This window comes from Arthrobacter sp. JUb119 (genome assembly GCF_024807995.1).
Classification (GTDB): Bacteria; Actinomycetota; Actinomycetes; order Actinomycetales; family Micrococcaceae; genus Glutamicibacter.
In genome coordinates this window covers 22,367-37,745 of record NZ_JANUFE010000010.1, presented here as the reverse complement: position 1 = coordinate 37,745, position 15,379 = coordinate 22,367, and the positions used below count along the sequence as shown (strand labels likewise).

Sequence of the window (15,379 nt, the reverse complement as noted above, 5' to 3'; positions counted from 1 at the left end):
TCCACTATGGATTGCAATTTTTCCATCACTGCGCAGGCAACACATTCCAAGTGAATGCTGCAAAAGCGCTCGGGGACAGACGAAGGGGCTGCCTCGGCATATTTGTTCGGGGGAACTCACATGATTGCGAGTTAGCGCTAACGCGGGTGCAGCGAAGCTGCCCAGAGCTCGCCGAGGATCAGCTCACTTCAACAGTGTGCCATCTGTGGCCGAGGCGGCCGCTTGTCGATGATCTGGGTCTGCAGCTCGCTGCTGTTGGCGACAATGATATCGACCAGGTAGTCCTGGCTGACGCTGATATTATGCAGGGCAAGCGATCCGGGCAAGGCCAGTGCCTTCTGCGCGAGGTTCGTGACGGCACGCCGCCACCGGATGAGCCGATGGCAGCAAGCTATTTGGCGCGCAGCGCGACGAACGTCGTCGAAACGACCTCGGTGACCGCGCGCTCCCAGTCGCCGAGCAAGCCCAGCACGTTCTGCCCATCGGAACGGCGGCCTTCCAGCTGCCCAGCCAGTGCGGCCAGCGTCGCGGTGCGCAGCTCGGTGTTCAAATTGACCTTGCCCACCGCGAAGGAAATGGACCGCGAGAGGTCCGCAGGCGCGATGCCCGACGCCCCGTGCAGCACCAGCGGCACCGTTGATTCGGCGTGGATGGCTTCAAGCACATCCCAGTGGATTTTCGGTTCGCCCTTGTACCGGCCATGGACATTGCCGATGGCCACGGCCAGCAGCTGCGCGCCGCTGTCCTGGACGAATCGGGCCACCTGCGCCGGATCGGTCAGCTGGGAGGCGCTCTGCTCAAAGGCCTTGTCCTCGTTGCCCGGCAGGGCACCCAGCTCGGCTTCCAGCACCACCTCAGGGCCGATCAGCGAACGAACCTGCTGGACGAAGGCGGTATTCTCCTCCAGCGTCCCGGCCGAGCCGTCGGCGAGCACCGCGGTGGCGCCGGCTTGCACCGCCCGCACGATCAGCTGCGCGTCGCTGGCGTGGTCCAGCTGGATGGCTATCGGAACGGCGGCCTGCTCGCCCAGGGTGCGCAGGGCGGAGATCAGCCGCAGGCCCGCGGTGGAGCTGGCGGCCTTCGGCGCGACATTCAGGATGACCGCGCGGTCCTGGGCTTCGGCCTCGGCGACCACGGCCAGCGCGGTGGTGAAGTCGTAGCAGGTGAAGGCGGGGACGGCGTGCCCTGCGGCAATGGCCTGGGCGGCCATCTGGTTCATGGGGGTGAGCATCGGGATGATTACACTCCTGCAGCGGTGATGATGGCGTAGGTAATGGCGGTGAGCGCGAACCCGGCCACGCCCAGCACCGTGGTCAGCACGGTCCAGGTGCGCAGGCCCTCGGCCACGGACAGGCCCAGGAAGCGGGTGACAATCCAGAAGCCCGAGTCGTTCACGTGGCTCAGGCCGAAGGCGCCGAAGCCCACAGCGACCAGGATCAGCACCGTCTGCACGGTGGAGAAATCGCCGGCTTCCACGGCTGCGGCCAGCAGGCCGGTGGTGGTGATAATTGCGACCGTTGCAGAGCCCTGCGAGGCGCGAAGGATGGCGGCCAGGATGAAGGCCATCACGATGATCGGCAGGCCGGCCGCAGCCAGGGACTCAGCCAGCACGGTGCCGATGCCCGATTCGGTGAGCACCTTGCCGAACACCCCGCCGGCGCCGGTCACCAGGATCACGATGGCCGCCGGGGCCAGAGCGGAGTCCATGACCTTGCCGGTCTGCTCGCTGCTCCAGCCGCTGCGCACGCCCAGCAGGTAGTAGGAAACTAGCACGGTGACCAGCAGCGCGACAGCAGGGGATCCGACAAAGCCCAGGATGTTGGCCGCAGTGGATTCAGCGGCCACCAGGGAACCGCCCACGGTGCCGAGCATGATCATCACGATCGGCAGCAGGATCATGGAAATGACCATGGACGAGGTCGGGGCCTTGGTCTTGGCCAGGGTGGTGCCGGTTCCGGAAGCGCCGAAGGATTCGAACTGCTCTGCGGTTTCCGGAAGCATCGGGATCTCGCGGCGGTTGATGCGCTTGGCCACGAAGTAGCTCAAGACGCCCAGCGGGGCGCAGAACGCCAGGCCCAGGATGGTGGCCCAGCCGATATCGGCGCCGAGGATCTCTGCGCCGCCGACCACACCTGGATGCGGCGGAACCACTACGTGGATGGCCAGCATGATTGCGCCCACCGGCAGGCCGATCTTCACCGGCGAGACCCCCAGGGCCTTGGCGAAGCCGTAGATGATCGGCACCAGCACGATGAAGCCCACGTCGAAGAACACCGGAATGGCCAGCAGGAAGGCCGCGGTGGTCAGCGCGGCGATCACCCGGCGCGGGCCGAAGAGCGCGGTGAAGCGGGTGGAAAGCACCTGGGCTCCGCCGGAAATCTCAATGACCTTGCCGAGCATCGCGCCCAGGCCCACCAGTACGGCGACGCTGCCCAGCGTGCCGCCCATGCCCTCGGTGACCAGGCCGGCCACCTCCTGGATGGGGATGCCCGCGGCCAGGGCCACGAGCATGCTGACCAGCAGCAGGACAATGAAGGCGGGCATCTTGAACTTGATGACGCCGAGCAGCAGCAAGGCCACTCCGGCCACTGCGATCAGTAGCAGCATTAGCGGGCTCATGGGTTGTGTCGTCTCCTTTGACGCGGTGCGCGGGTGTCGAACTCGCGCGCTGATGACTTTACTGGGCAGCCTTCGGGGCTACGACCTTGATGACTGCGGAATCGTCGGCCGCGGCCAGCTCGTGGGCTTCGCCCAGCAAGTAGAGCTGTTCGGCCGCCGAGGCCACCGGGGTGGACAGGTGCAGGGAGCGGGCCGCGGAGGTTACGATGCCCATGTCCTTGACGAAGATGTCCAGGCGCGAGAGCACTTCGGCACCATCCTCGGAGTAGGCCTCGAGCATGCGAGGGCCGCGGTTGCCGAGCATGAAGGAGTTCGCGGCGCCGGCCTGCAGCGCTTCCAGGGTGGTGGCCTGGTCCAGGCCGAGCTTGTCCGCCAGGGCCAGGGCCTCCGCGGCCGCGGCGATGTGCACGCCGCACAGCAGCTGGTTCACCGTCTTCAGGGCCTGGCCATCGCCGGGCTTGTCGCCCACGATGCTCAGGGTGGAGGCCAGCAGCTCCAGCACCGGGCGGACCTTCTCCAGCTGAGCCGGCTCGGCGCCGACCACGATCAGCAGGTCGCCTTCGCCGGCGCGCACCGGGCCGCCGGAGAGCGGCGCGTCCACCAGGCCCAAGCCCAGTTCGGCCAGGCGCTTGGCGGTGGCGGGCACTGCTTCCAGGCCAACGGTGGAGGTCAGGATGACCACTGCGCCGGCTTTGAGCTGCCCGGCCACGCCCTGCTCGCCGAAGAGCACGGCATCCAGCTGCTCGCCGTTGCGTACTGCCAGCAGCAGTGCATCAGCGCCGGTGACCGCTTCGCGGGCGGAAGCGTAGGTAGTGATGCCCGACTGGCTGGCCAGGGCCATGCGTTCGGCCGAGATGTCGAATCCGTTGACTTCCAGCTTGGTGGCCAGGCGGGTTGCCATGGGCAGGCCCATGGCGCCCAGGCCGAGGACTGCAACTTTGGTAGTGCTCATTGGGATCTCCAGGAAATTGTAAAGATGGTTAGAAAGTGGCGCTCAGCTTGGCGGTGACGGCGGTCAGCGAGCTGTCGTCGCCCACGTTGCCGGCGAAGACGATGTAGGGGATGCCGGCGGCAGGTCCGTCCACCGATTCCCAGAGCGAGACAATGCCCGGGAGCATCGGCCCGCGCACGATGGCATGGCGGATTTCCAGGCCATGGGCGGCGACATCCGAGGAGGTGATCCCGCCCTTGGCGATCACGAAGCGCGGGGGAGTGGCGTGCAGGATCAGGTTGACGACCGAAACCACCGCAGCGCTCACGGTGCGGGCGATCTCCAGCGACTGCGCCGCGTCATCGGTTTTCACCAGCTTGCGCGAGGTGTGCACGATGACATCCTGGGTGGCCAGGGCGGCGCTGATCTGCGCGGCCTTGCCCTTCAGGTAGGCCTCGGAGCCGTCGGCGAGGATTTCCGGGACGTCCAGCTCGATCACCGTGGCATTCGAGTGCCGGCTGGTCAGGTCGGCCAGCTGGCGGGTGGTCACGCCCACATGGGAGCCCACCACGATCAGCCCGCCGGCGGTGCGCCGCTCGGCGCCGTTGCCCGCGTAGATCTCCTCGGCGGACAATGGCTGGCGCTGCTGCTGGCCGATGCGGGCACGCACGAAGGGCGGGCCCACGCGGCACAGCACGCGGGTTCCGGCCGCTTCGGCCTGCTGCAGGCCCTCGGACAAGGCCAGCAGGTCATTTTCCGTGACGATATCCGCGGTGGCGACCTGTGCGTTGGAAGCTTCGGCCAGGCGGCCGGCGATGGAGGAAGCGCCGGAACGGATGGTGTCCAAGTCCAGGACCATCACGTCCTTGGCCGCGATGCGCCCGGCGGTCTTCTCGGCGACGTAGTCCGGCAGATAGCTGGTGCTGAATCCGAAGGTGGCGTCTTTGGCAAACTCAGTCTCGCTGACCTTGGCGACCTGGCCATCGATGGTGCGCATGTAATGCTCGCCGGCCACGGTGATCCGCCCGGCTTCGCCGAAAGCAGGAACCATCAGCACGGCATCCACCGAGGAATCCGGATCCACGGCGGCCACGGTGGCGGCCAAGGTGTCGGTTTCCAGCGGGAAATGCCCGCGCAGGGTGGAGTCGCTACGGCTGACAAAGGACACCGACAGGCCGGTTTCCGCCGCTGCCTGCAAGGCGGCCCGGGCTACCTGCTCATTGCGCAGTGCGGCGTCGTCGGCGTCCAGGGAGCGGGTGTTGGTGAGCACGTAGACGGCCAGCGGGCGTTCGCCATCCAGCTGCAGGGCGAAGGCCCAGCGGAAGTCCTCGACTTCCCAGCTGGTGAGCACCGGAAGGTTGCTGACCGATTGGGTTCCGGTCGGGTCGTCATCCAGGACCACCAGCACGCTGCCGGTGGAGCGCGCGGCCTCGGCGATTTTCGCGGGCGCGATCTCGCGCTCCGGGAGGTATCCGGCGAGCAACTCGGACTCAAGCATGGTCAAGGACTCCTTTGTCATTGGGCAATGCCTCGGCATCATAGGTAAGATGTCAGACATCTGTCATGACGATTAGTGTTACATGGATCGCGGTCAGCCGCAACTGCCTGCGGGACATAGACTGGACAGGTCTTTGGCGGGATGAATTGTCCCGGGGATGGAGGAAGCATGGCCCGGAAGTCATTGGTCGTAGAGGTCGCCGACAGCGTCTTGGACCGCATAGTCAGCGGTGAACTGTCGGTTGACGAGTTGATTCCTGGCGAGCTGGAACTCTGCGAGACCCTGGAAGTCAGCCGGATGACGGTGCGCGAAGCGATCAAGACACTCGCGGCGCAGAACATCATCCGCGTCGAACGGGGCCGCGGGACCTATGTGAATCCGGTCAACATGTGGAATTCGCTGGAGGCGGTAGTACGCGCCACAACCGCCGGCGTGGGGGCGGCCGCGGCTGCCGTGCAGCTGATCGAGTTGCGCCGCATGCTGGAAACCGGCGCCTGCGAGCTGGCCGCTTCGCGGATCACCGAGGAGCAGCTGGCAGCAATGGGCGAACTGCTCGAAGCCATGCGCGCAGCACACGCGGCCGCCGATCTGGACGGCTTTGTCGAAGCGGACCTGGAATTCCACGACGTGATCCTGCGGGCCTCGGGAAATGTTTTCGTTTCGGCGCTCTACGAGCCGCTGGGCCGAGTGCTCTCCTCACGGCGGCGTGAGACCAGCGCCTTCGCGCAGATCCAGCAGCACGCCATCGCCGAGCATGAGCACATCCTGGTTGCGCTTCAGCGGCACGACAGCTCCCAAGCCCGCCAAGCCATGGACAACCACATGCAGCAAACGCTGGATGATTTGAACACCTTCGTGCTCAATCGATAGCCACCCAGCCAGTTTTCGTTTGGCGCCGCGGAACGGGCAAGCGAGTTGAAGGTGGAGCTGTCCGTGTCGCCGAGCCGGCCAATTAGGAGAATCCTCTGTTCAAGGCGCTAGGCGAAGCAGGCAGAGGCTCGGCACCCTGGCAGGAACGCGGGATCCCGGGATACGGGGTGCATCCCTGCGTGCTGGGCCATGAGCAGCTGACCGGGATGCGAGGCAATGACGCAGAAGCCGAGCTCAGGCGTTGAAACTCTCGGCGAGCAGGCGATAGGCATCCAACCGGTCTGCCGGGTCGCAGACCAAGGTATTGAGCATCAGCTCGTCGGCACCGTGCTCCTCGGCCAAGGCCAGTAACCGGTCGTGGACCTGGTCCGGGGTGCCTACGATCAGCGCCTTGCTGCGCTCCTCGGCACGGGCCAGTTCCTGCGTATTCCACGGGTGGCTCGCCGCCGTTGCCGTCGAGGGGATCGGTCCATCGTGGCCGAGGTCCTTGCGCACGCGCCAGAGCAAGAGCGCATTGGCCAGGGCCTGCGCCTTCTCTTCGGTTGAGGCGGTGGCAAAGCGAACGGCCAGCACGGTGTGGGCGGCGTGCCCTGCGTTGGCCGCGGCCTCGCGGTAGGCCCGGGTGGCAGGCTCGCCGCCAGCAGGGCGCAGGAAGTGCCCATGGACGTAGCCCGCCCCGAGCATTCCAGGCAAGGGCGCGGTGGAACCGCCAGCGCCCAGTACCCAGACGCGGCCTGCCGGTTCGGTATCCGAGGGCTCGTGGACGGCGTCCAGATCATGCACCAGGGTGGCAATCTTCTGCGCGTAATGCGGGTCCGAGAGTGCAGCGCGGCCCACGCCGATGTCCACCCGGTCCGGGTGCACGGCGGCCAGCAGGCCCATGGCTTCGGAGACCTTCTGCGCCTGGTAGTACGGCAGCAAGATGGCACCGGTGCCGACCCGAATGGTTTCCGTGCGTTCCAAAGCCAGCGCGGTCATCATTTCCGGGGCGGCACTGGCGAAGGATTTCGAGTGGTGGTGCTCGGCAAACCAGATGCGGTGGTAGCCCAGCGCTTCCGCATCCTGAGCCAATTGCAGGCCGCTGGACAGGGCCTGGCCTGCGGTGGGGGCATGCTCGGTGAGCGGGACCTGGTCAAGTATGGAAAGCCTCATGCAGGCAGGCCTGCTTTGCGATTCTCCGGGGCAAGCTGCAGCTGCATGATCATGTCCTTTCAACGGCGAGGGTCCAGTCAGTGAGCTTACCGCGTTGCGCAGGGCAGCGGGGCATCCAAGACGCGGCAAGCAGGGGAGCGCTGGCGATCCTTGCCTCCACCCTGAGGGGGGAGGCGGGGCAACGGATATCATTCCCAGTCGGGAGGACATCGCCGGCGCGCGGAACTAGTGTTGACACGTAGAGAAAGCAGCAGCTGCGTCCACCTGAGAAAAGGAATCCCATGCACGGCACTTCGCGTTCAGCATCCAACCGCACTTCGACCTGGCTGGCGGCCAGTTCCGCAGCGCTTGTCCTCGGCATGGGCCTGACTGGATGCGGCGCCATTGAAAGCTTCGACAAATCGACTGCGGATGCCTGGGCGGTGACCTACGAGATCACCGTGAGCGGGGAAGCCGCCGATGCGCTGAGTGATGTGTCCTACCTGGACTCGCCCAGCCGCGGCGAAGACTCGGCCGAAGTGACCGAGCAAGCGGTGGCCACGACCAGCGGTGCTGGCAAGAACAGCGAATCAATCTGGACTGCGCAGAGCGTCATCACGGCCGAAAAGGATGCAGCCATCGCGGCTACGCCTGCCGCAGGCAGCACCGCCACCTGCCGGATCCTGCTCGACGGGGTAAAGGAGATCGCGGCGCAAACCGGCAAGCCCGGCGAACGCGTGGAATGCGCCGTAACGACCCCTGCCTTCGGGGAAAAATTGAACCCGGCATCAGCCAAACCATGATCGGAGCGGGTATCGGAAGCATTTGATGAGTAGTTGGCGTGCTCCGAAACCAAGCGAGCATCCCCAGAGGTCGGGGGAGTGCCAGCGCCTATCTGGCACTAGCCACGAAGATAAAATGCCGAAGCCCTGCAGCTATCAAACAGCTGTAACCCTGCGGCAGTCCGCGAATGCAATTGCCCTTCATCAAGTTAATTTTCGACGATTTATAGAAAGCAAATTCTCTAGTAGTTGACTCATTCGCCATAGGATGCGATCAGCGCGACGGTGCGCTTCGGGAGTCGGACTTTGAATGGAGATGGGGTATAGGATGGCACCTTCAGAGAAGCCAGTACAAACCACCACCGACGGGCGCTACCTGATAATCAAGGGGCGGCGGTGGAGAGCCAGTGATCCCTCGATCCCTGCGAAATTACGACAAGAGCTGGTCAACGAGCTGATGTCAGCCCGCCGGGCAGTCAAGCAAGGCGAAATCGGCGCTAGCAAGCGTGTGAATAATGCCAAGCTCGCACTGGGCGAACGTGGACAGCCGTGGTGGGAGGAGCCGGAATCGGATTCAATGGGAGAGCGAATTCGCGCGACCATTCGCAGCTTGCTGAGCCATAGGGCAAACACGTCAATCTGCCCGAGTGATGTTGCACGCATAGTGGGCGGGCCGGACGAAGGGTGGCGTAAGTACATGGGACAAGTGCGCCAGATTGCCGCGGCATTGGCCGTGCAAGGTGAAGTCGTTGCAACTCAAAATGGCGAGCCCGTGGAAGCTGACGGTGTCAAAGGGCCAATTCGGATTAGACGCCGACACCCAGGCGAATAAAATTGCCCGATCTCTAGGGGAAGAACCGAGAATATGCTGGCACCGAGGTCTTCATGCCCGGTGAAGAGGGAGTGCTTCGGGCAAGGAGTCGACCCTCTAGACGCCGTGCTCGGTGACCATGAGCCGGCTGTGGTCGCTAAGCTATCGACCGTAATGCTGGAGCGCTTTAAAGAGGCAGTAGCTGTCGTCTTCGCGGTCAATATCGAGCATAACTCGGTAGGGGATGAACTTTTTCGCTGAGCTCCTGGAATCCGTCCTTAAATGTTTAACTGCCGAAGTTCCAACGAAAGGAGGCAGTCGACTGAAGTGGACGCTGCGTCCCAGGTAACTTTACGTGCTGATGGTGAGCATTTCTTAATGATTTTCACGAAAAGGCGTCATTGAAAGGGAACTGGCAGGCAGAAGATCCCGGTTCGAAGGCTACGAAAGGGGAGCATCATCGCTTCATGGGTAATGCCATCACGCTTTGTGCACTTTGTTGTGGCTTAGTGGCTGTTCTGGATCCTGGTATCCGCAACCCTGGATAGAGGACCGAGGCCAACAACTAGCCCCCAGAAGAAGCCCGGTTCTGGCCCATTAGCGGTCCAACCCAACATGGGTATTGACCAGCCATGAGAATGAGCCAGGACCGCTGGGCTGAAGGGCTTACTGGCTGGCGCCCGCCGCGACGGGCGCTTCTGCGTGGCAGCGTTCCGGGAGAGGATATCGAGCCGGTGAGGTGGTTCGCGACTGCATAGCGGGGCAGGCTGGGATCTTGTGGGCGACGGCAGTGTTCTTCCAGAATTTCACACGGAACTCAGCAATGAGCTCGGTCGCCAGGCGTTCGAAGAACTCTTCCATGGTGAGTCGATCAGCGCAGGCCCTGGTGACTTTCAGTGCTGCTTGGGGGACGGTGACATGCATCATGTGCAGTTCTTCGGTTTGCGGATCGAGCATGGCCACCAGCACTGCACGGCCATGGATTGATGCCATGCCCATGGCATCGTTGAGCGATTCGGCAGGCTGCGTCATGACGATCGGCATTCCCTGCGCCCAGCCGTAGTCGGACAGGTGGGACTTGCCTTCACGGGTGGCGAGAAAATCAGCGACTCTGACTGCGGTTCGGGTTCGTGCGATTCGACCTGGCATTTTAGATACTTCCCTTTCGTGCACTGCTCATGAAAAATATCGATGTGGACGTAATTCTCCGCAGTGAGATGCGCTTCGGAAAGGTCCCGTCGTTTTGGTGGTGCCGCTCTTGGCGTGCGGCGGGTGCTGCAGATCCTAGGCCATGCTCAAATCTGCATGGGATCCATCTGATTCACTTCCCAAACTGGTAGGTTCGAACCCTAAATCAGTGGTGGGGGGCCAGCGAAGGTGCGGTGGAAGGCTGATCGAGCCAATGTGCTGGGAGTCCAGCTTCGGGCGCGTGCTCTGGTGCTGTGAGCAGGCTCTCCTTGCCGGCGACGGCGAACTGCAGATTCTTCACCTCGAATCGGACACCGAGCGCTGTCTCCATCTGCGGCATGAGGGTGTCGTTGACATATTGCATCAGCGAGGATACGTCCCGTTCACTCTTCGCGGTGCAGGCCAAATTCACGACCAGCTGCTCCGGGGACCCGGTAATGGTGCATATTGCTGAATGCACCGCGTCCCGGCTCCGACACTCTTCAGAGGCGAAGGCGGCGATCTTGTGGATTCGCGTGGTCCACGAATTGGTGTCATGCATCGTTGTTTCTACGGGAACTGCTAAGGATTCTTTCATCTTTCACTCCGGTACTGATAGCTGTTTCGTAGTAGAATATCTTTAGACAAGCTAACTATTAGATAGGTTACATGATTTTTTCTGTGTTGAGCAAGCTGGACCTCGCGAAGAAGGGTATTGGAACCCCAGGGGTTGCGGGCATGGCGTTCGCATCCGGCGGAAGGAGTTTTCATGAGTAGGTATCAAGCCAGTGGGTATTGGTACGGCGAGGGCCGTTCGGTGCCCGAGGCGGTGGATTTGTTGAATCTGATGCGCAAGTACCGTGAGGCGGAGCGCAAGATGCGAGCTGCGACCCGCGGTTCGATGGGAATGAATGAGACCGATATGTCGGCGCTGCGCTTCCTGCTCGCTGCGCACCGTAAGGGGTTGGTTCCCCGCCAGCGGGATTTTGCTGAGGAACTGGGGATCTCCAATGCCTCGGTGTCGGTATTGATCGACCGGTTATGCCGCGATGGGTATGCCGAGCGTATTGTGCATCCTGCAGATCGGCGGTCTGTGGGAATTGTGCCCACTGACTACAGTGATACGGACGTTCGAGGAACGCTGCATCGGATGCATGAGCAGATGATGGATGCCGTATGCACGCTCTCCGAGGCCGAGAGGGTTGCGGTTGCCAAGTTCCTGAAGGCCATGATCCGCAGCGTCGAGATCGAGGACGAGCCAAGCCAGCCTTCCAGGGGGAAATCTCAGATGGCGGAGAGCACCGCGTCTTCCCGGTAGGTGTAGAGCGCATAGCACCGCTTTATCCACGCTGGAAGATCTGACCGATACCTTAGTTAGCAGACCGACCAAGGGATAGTAGCCCGTTTAGTTTCCTTCAGTGATTTTGATTCTCCACGTGCTCTAGTTGAGTGATCGTCTGACGCGCGAGGGGCCTAGTTCCTGTGTTTCTGAAGACAGGTTTCTGAGGAAAACCTTGTGGTAGCTGTCGCAGGCAACTTGGACGCGTAAGTTAGACGAAACCAGAAAGTATTTAGCCTTTCTAACAAGTTAGGATGATGCAAATGCCACGAAAGCACGTTGATGTAAGTGTCAGTCATGCTGAGTTCGAGGATCTGAATAACGCTCTGGAGGACCATCGAGATGGTTTCAAGAAGATGGCCGAAGAAGCGACTAATGGCTTCGGCTTAGAGCCGGCCTACTGGGAAGGACGGGCCCAGGAAGTCGAGGGTCTACGCGAGACAATTCACGAGCACAGTACTGATGAACTGGAACAGTTTGAGTCTTCCACCAGAGAAGCGGACACTGGCCCCGAGGTTGATTCGGCTCGGGATCGGGACTTTGAATCCGATTCTCGCCAGTGAGCAACCGGCGCAGGCATGCGAGAGGCACTTCATCACACGGCAACGGTCCACCACTATTCCGTGGTGGACCGTTGCTCTGCAGGTGCAGTTAGGCACGCTTGCGCGTGAGCAATCCCCTAATGACTAGTACGATCAGCGAACCGCCAATGACCAGGACCCAGCTGGACAGGGACCAGAACTGGTCCACGCCTTCGCCGAAGACTGCTGAGCCGATCCAGCCACCTACGATTGCGCCGACGACGCCCAGCAGCAAAGTAGCGAGCCGTCCGCCGCCCTGCTCTCCGGGTTTGATGGCCCTGGCAATAGCACCGGCGATCAGTCCCAAAACGATCCAACTTAAAATATCCATGGGTTCTTCTCGACTAGTTCGTATTGGGTCTTGCCCGTTGGCGGCGACACTCGCCCCTTGTCCAGCAAGCTACCCGCAGCTGCCATCCAGCAGGCGCACAGCGAACGGCACGTGGCGGCGATAGAATTGCAAGGAGAGCCGAGGTGTACCCGGCGGGCGGGAAGGCAAAGCAAAGCAGTGGACCCAAGGATTTCATCGCGCAAGGACAGGCAGAACTTTCCTGCCGCTGCGCTGCCCTCGGGCCGCGGCCTGCCTGCCCTGAGGCAGATCCTCGGTTTCCTGCTGCGCGTGCTGAAGCTTGGGCACGTGCGCGTTTTCCGCTACCTGGCGGTGATCACCACCTTGCAGGCAGCTAATGGCTTGCTGGTCATCCCTGCGATCAAGTACCTCTTCGGCCTGGCGCTGGAAATCAGCAAGCTGAACAACGTCACCGACCGGACCTACACCGTGCTGCTGGCCCATCCGGTCTCGGTGCTGCTCCTGCTGGCCATCGCGGTGCTGGCACTGGGCGCGGTGAGCGTGCAGTTCGTAGCACTGATCGTGATGGTCAAACGCCAGCAATCCGGGAAGCCTCCCAACCTGCGGGCCGAGTGCCGCGAGACCGCCGCCTGCCTTGGCCGGATGCTGTCCTACCCCTCGCCGCTGATGATGGTGTACTTTTTCCTCGCCCTGCCGCTGGGCGGCTTGGGCCTGTCTTCGGTGCTGATCCAGGGTGTGGGGATCCCGCCCTTCGTGACCCGCGAGTACCTCAAGGCGCCGCTGAGCACGGGGATCTACCTGCTGATGATCGGGGCGATCATCTACGCCAACCTCCGCCTGGTGCTCACCTTGCCGCTGCTGGCTGTCGGGCCGAAGCGGCCGCTGGCTGCCTTGGGCACCAGCCTGAAGGCCACGCACCGCAACAGCCTGCGCTACCTGCTGCTGATCGGGATCCCGCTGGGAGTCTGCGCCCTGTGCGCCTCGCTGCTGGTCGAGGCGCTGGTATGGACCTCGGATCTGGCCGCCAGCCTGCTCGGCGTGCAGAACTCCGCGCTGGTGGCGACCCTGTGCATCGGCGTGGGACACACGCTCGGTTTCCTGCTGATCGGAGCCGCGACCGTGGTGGCGATCCAGATTGTGGTGGCCCTGAGCCGCGAGCACCTGGCACTGCCCGTCACCCTGCAGGAGCGCTCGCAGCGGCATCGCAGCGCGCAGTCGCGCGCACTGAAGGCCACCGCCGGGACCGCGGCCGCGGCCTTGGTGCTTTCAGCGAGCTTTGCCGCATCCCCTGCCTTGGGGCAGACCGCAACGGGAGCCGGGGACGCGCAGATCCTGGCCCACCGCGGCTACTCGGCGGGCGGGGTGGAAAACACCTTGGGAGCCCTGGAAGCCGCGGCAACGCATCAGGCCGACATCGTCGAGGCCGATTTCCAGGAAACCGCGGACGGGCATTTCGTAGCCAGCCACGATACCAACCTGCTGGTGGTCGCCGGGGTGAACCGGAACATCCACGAGATGACCCTGGCCGAAGTCCGGAAGGTCACGGTGCGCGAAGGCGGCTTCGCCGACCGCATCCCCACCATGCAGGAGTACCTGGAGCACGCCGATGAGCTGGGCATCCCGGTGCTCGTGGAGCTGAAGGTCACCGGCCACGAATCCAAGGGCTACCTGGAGCGCTTCCTGGCGCAGCTGGACGCGACCGGGACCACCACGCAGAACATCTACCATTCGCTCAGCCCCCGGGCAGTCAAGGAAATCAAGGCGCAGCGCCCCGAGCTGCGGGTCGGGCTGACCGTGGCCATGAGCGTGGGCGGGCTGCCGAAGGCGAACGCCGATTTCTACACCCTGGAGCAGGCCTCCTTCACCCGCGAATTCCTGGAGCAGGCCCACGCGCTGGACCGGGAGGTGTATGCCTGGACCGTTAATGACGAGTCCACCATCCGCGAGCTGCTGGGCATCGGCGTGGACGGCATCGTCACCGACAACGTGGAACTGGCCATCCGGGACCGCTACCTGGTGGCCAACAACCCCGCCGCGGAGTACCGGGTGGGTTCCGCGCTGGCGTACCTGGACATCTTCCGCTAGATTCCGGCGCTCAGGGCGTCTCCGGATAGGTGCCATCGCCCAAATCCGGATTTGCCAGCGACTGCAGCGGATCATGCAAGAACACCCGACGCCCTTCATTGCGCAGCCGGCGCAGCCCTTCCAAGGTCATTCGCCGGGCCACATCGGTGAAGGAGAAGACCCGGGAAATATCCACGTGCACGTCTCCGTCGAAACGCGACTCGGACATGATATCGAGCAGTTCGGCAGCAGCGGTGAACTGCACGTTGCCCTGCAGCGAGAAGGTCTCGCGCGTGCCGCCGCGCTGCACGTCGATGACATCGAGCCGGCCATGGCTCGGGGCCAGCAGGTGCATGCCCATGTCCGTGGACAGCCGCTCGAAGGCCCGCCGCGCCCGCTGGCTGTTGCCGTGCGAATCCAGCCGCGGCGAGAACGCGCCGATGCCCACCTGGTCCGGCAGCACGCCCACCAGCCCGCCGGCCACCCCGCTCTTGGCGGGGATCCCGACGCGGGTCAGCCAGTCGCCGGCCCCGTCGTACATTCCGGCCACCGCCATCACCGACATCACCTGGCGGGCCGTGGCCTCGTCCATGATCCGCTCGTGCGTGCACGGCTGCACCCCGCCATTGGCCAAGGTGGCGGCCATCGCCGACAGATCCGCCACGGTGACCAGGATGGAGCACTGGCGGGTGTAGCCGGTGACCACCTCATGCGGGTCATCGTCGATGATCCCGTGCTTGCGCAGCATGTGGGCCATGGACAGATTGTGGTCCGCGGTGCCCAGCTCCGAGTTGAAGACCGCTTCGTCGATGCGCAGCCGGCGCCCGGCCAGTGCGGAGAACAAATCCAGTGCCCGGTCAACGCGCTGCTCGCCGGTGGCGTCGGCGCCGACCATCAGGCCGTGGGCGGCGATCGCCCCGGCATTGATCATCGGGTTCTTCGGCCGATTGGTGCCATCCTCCAGCGACAGCTCGTTGAAGGCCTCGCCCGAAGGCTCCACCCCGATATGTTCCAGCACATGCTCCAGCCCGCGGTCCATGATGGCCGCCGCGTAGGCGAAGGGCTTGGAGATGGACTGGATGGTGAACTCGATCCCGGCATCCCCGGCGGTGTAGGTGCTGCCCATAGCGGTGGTCACGGCCAGGGCGAAGAAATCCGGATTGGCGTCGGCCAGCTCGGGAATGTAGCCGGCGCGCTGCCCGGCGGTGTCGTCGCGCAGCGCATCGAGCACTTCGTGGAGGTAATCGGGAATCGGATTCTTCATGGTGCCATTTCC

General features: G+C 63.5%; 16 protein-coding genes. 6 read left to right on the top strand and 10 right to left on the bottom strand.

The window, feature by feature from the left end; all coding sequences use genetic code 11:
- Window positions 1-188: 188 nt before the first annotated feature.
- The 5 genes from M2368_RS18200 to M2368_RS18180 form a co-directional block, all read right to left on the bottom strand.
- Window positions 189-326 carry a hypothetical protein gene (locus M2368_RS18200; protein ID WP_181149073.1) on the bottom strand — a complete coding sequence of 46 codons (138 nt, stop codon included), beginning with the start codon at window positions 324-326 and terminating at the stop codon, window positions 189-191.
- Between the two features lie 65 nt (window positions 327-391).
- Complete coding sequence (locus M2368_RS18195) at window positions 392-1,219, bottom strand: class II fructose-bisphosphate aldolase (RefSeq protein WP_498724809.1); 828 nt, start codon at window positions 1,217-1,219, stop codon at window positions 392-394.
- Window positions 1,220-1,239: 20 nt separating this feature from the next.
- Entirely contained in the window at window positions 1,240-2,619 is a 1,380-nt protein-coding gene (locus M2368_RS18190; RefSeq protein WP_498724808.1) for a GntP family transporter, read from the bottom strand.
- Window positions 2,620-2,677: 58 nt separating this feature from the next.
- The gene (locus M2368_RS18185; RefSeq protein WP_105662339.1) at window positions 2,678-3,571 is read right to left on the bottom strand and encodes an NAD(P)-dependent oxidoreductase; all 894 of its coding nucleotides are present in this window, start codon (window positions 3,569-3,571) and stop codon (window positions 2,678-2,680) included.
- A gap of 28 nt (window positions 3,572-3,599) precedes the next feature.
- Window positions 3,600-5,048: a four-carbon acid sugar kinase family protein gene (locus tag M2368_RS18180; protein ID WP_498724807.1), complete on the bottom strand. Its 1,449-nt coding sequence runs from the start codon at window positions 5,046-5,048 to the stop codon at window positions 3,600-3,602.
- Between the two features lie 168 nt (window positions 5,049-5,216).
- Here M2368_RS18180 and M2368_RS18175 point away from each other — a divergent pair, with 168 nt between their 5' ends.
- Window positions 5,217-5,918, top strand: a complete 702-nt coding sequence (locus M2368_RS18175) for a FadR/GntR family transcriptional regulator (protein ID WP_105658934.1) — start codon at window positions 5,217-5,219, stop codon at window positions 5,916-5,918.
- Between the two features lie 234 nt (window positions 5,919-6,152).
- On the opposite strand, the gene M2368_RS18170 is transcribed toward M2368_RS18175, so the two are convergent.
- A complete protein-coding gene (locus tag M2368_RS18170) occupies window positions 6,153-7,070 on the bottom strand; it encodes an MsnO8 family LLM class oxidoreductase (RefSeq protein WP_332488110.1) in 918 nt (305 codons plus the stop codon).
- A gap of 281 nt (window positions 7,071-7,351) precedes the next feature.
- Here M2368_RS18170 and M2368_RS18165 point away from each other — a divergent pair, with 281 nt between their 5' ends.
- Window positions 7,352-7,852 (top strand): hypothetical protein, encoded by a 501-nt coding sequence (locus tag M2368_RS18165; RefSeq protein WP_105658936.1) that lies wholly within the window; start codon window positions 7,352-7,354, stop codon window positions 7,850-7,852.
- A gap of 307 nt (window positions 7,853-8,159) precedes the next feature.
- Window positions 8,160-8,663 (top strand): DUF3253 domain-containing protein, encoded by a 504-nt coding sequence (locus M2368_RS18160; protein WP_105658963.1) that lies wholly within the window; start codon window positions 8,160-8,162, stop codon window positions 8,661-8,663.
- A gap of 645 nt (window positions 8,664-9,308) precedes the next feature.
- Here the strand turns inward: M2368_RS18160 and M2368_RS18155 are convergent.
- Window positions 9,309-9,791, bottom strand: a complete 483-nt coding sequence (locus M2368_RS18155; protein WP_105658938.1) for a hypothetical protein — start codon at window positions 9,789-9,791, stop codon at window positions 9,309-9,311.
- Between the two features lie 205 nt (window positions 9,792-9,996).
- Entirely contained in the window at window positions 9,997-10,371 is a 375-nt protein-coding gene (locus tag M2368_RS18150) for a hypothetical protein (RefSeq protein WP_498724806.1), read from the bottom strand.
- Window positions 10,372-10,578: 207 nt separating this feature from the next.
- Here M2368_RS18150 and M2368_RS18145 point away from each other — a divergent pair, with 207 nt between their 5' ends.
- Both M2368_RS18145 and M2368_RS18140 read left to right on the top strand, forming a co-directional pair.
- A complete protein-coding gene (locus M2368_RS18145; RefSeq protein ID WP_133833958.1) occupies window positions 10,579-11,127 on the top strand; it encodes a MarR family winged helix-turn-helix transcriptional regulator in 549 nt (182 codons plus the stop codon).
- Window positions 11,128-11,411: 284 nt separating this feature from the next.
- Window positions 11,412-11,711, top strand: a complete 300-nt coding sequence (locus M2368_RS18140; RefSeq protein WP_133833959.1) for a hypothetical protein — start codon at window positions 11,412-11,414, stop codon at window positions 11,709-11,711.
- Window positions 11,712-11,799: 88 nt separating this feature from the next.
- Here the strand turns inward: M2368_RS18140 and M2368_RS18135 are convergent, their stop codons facing one another.
- A complete protein-coding gene (locus M2368_RS18135) occupies window positions 11,800-12,060 on the bottom strand; it encodes a GlsB/YeaQ/YmgE family stress response membrane protein (protein WP_498724805.1) in 261 nt (86 codons plus the stop codon).
- A 177-nt stretch (window positions 12,061-12,237) separates the two neighbouring features.
- Here M2368_RS18135 and M2368_RS18130 point away from each other — a divergent pair, with 177 nt between their 5' ends.
- The gene (locus M2368_RS18130) at window positions 12,238-14,124 is read left to right on the top strand and encodes a glycerophosphoryl diester phosphodiesterase membrane domain-containing protein (RefSeq protein ID WP_498724804.1); all 1,887 of its coding nucleotides are present in this window, start codon (window positions 12,238-12,240) and stop codon (window positions 14,122-14,124) included.
- A gap of 10 nt (window positions 14,125-14,134) precedes the next feature.
- On the opposite strand, the gene M2368_RS18125 is transcribed toward M2368_RS18130, so the two are convergent.
- Complete coding sequence (locus tag M2368_RS18125; protein WP_332595309.1) at window positions 14,135-15,367, bottom strand: glutaminase; 1,233 nt, start codon at window positions 15,365-15,367, stop codon at window positions 14,135-14,137.
- Window positions 15,368-15,379: the final 12 nt, after the last annotated feature.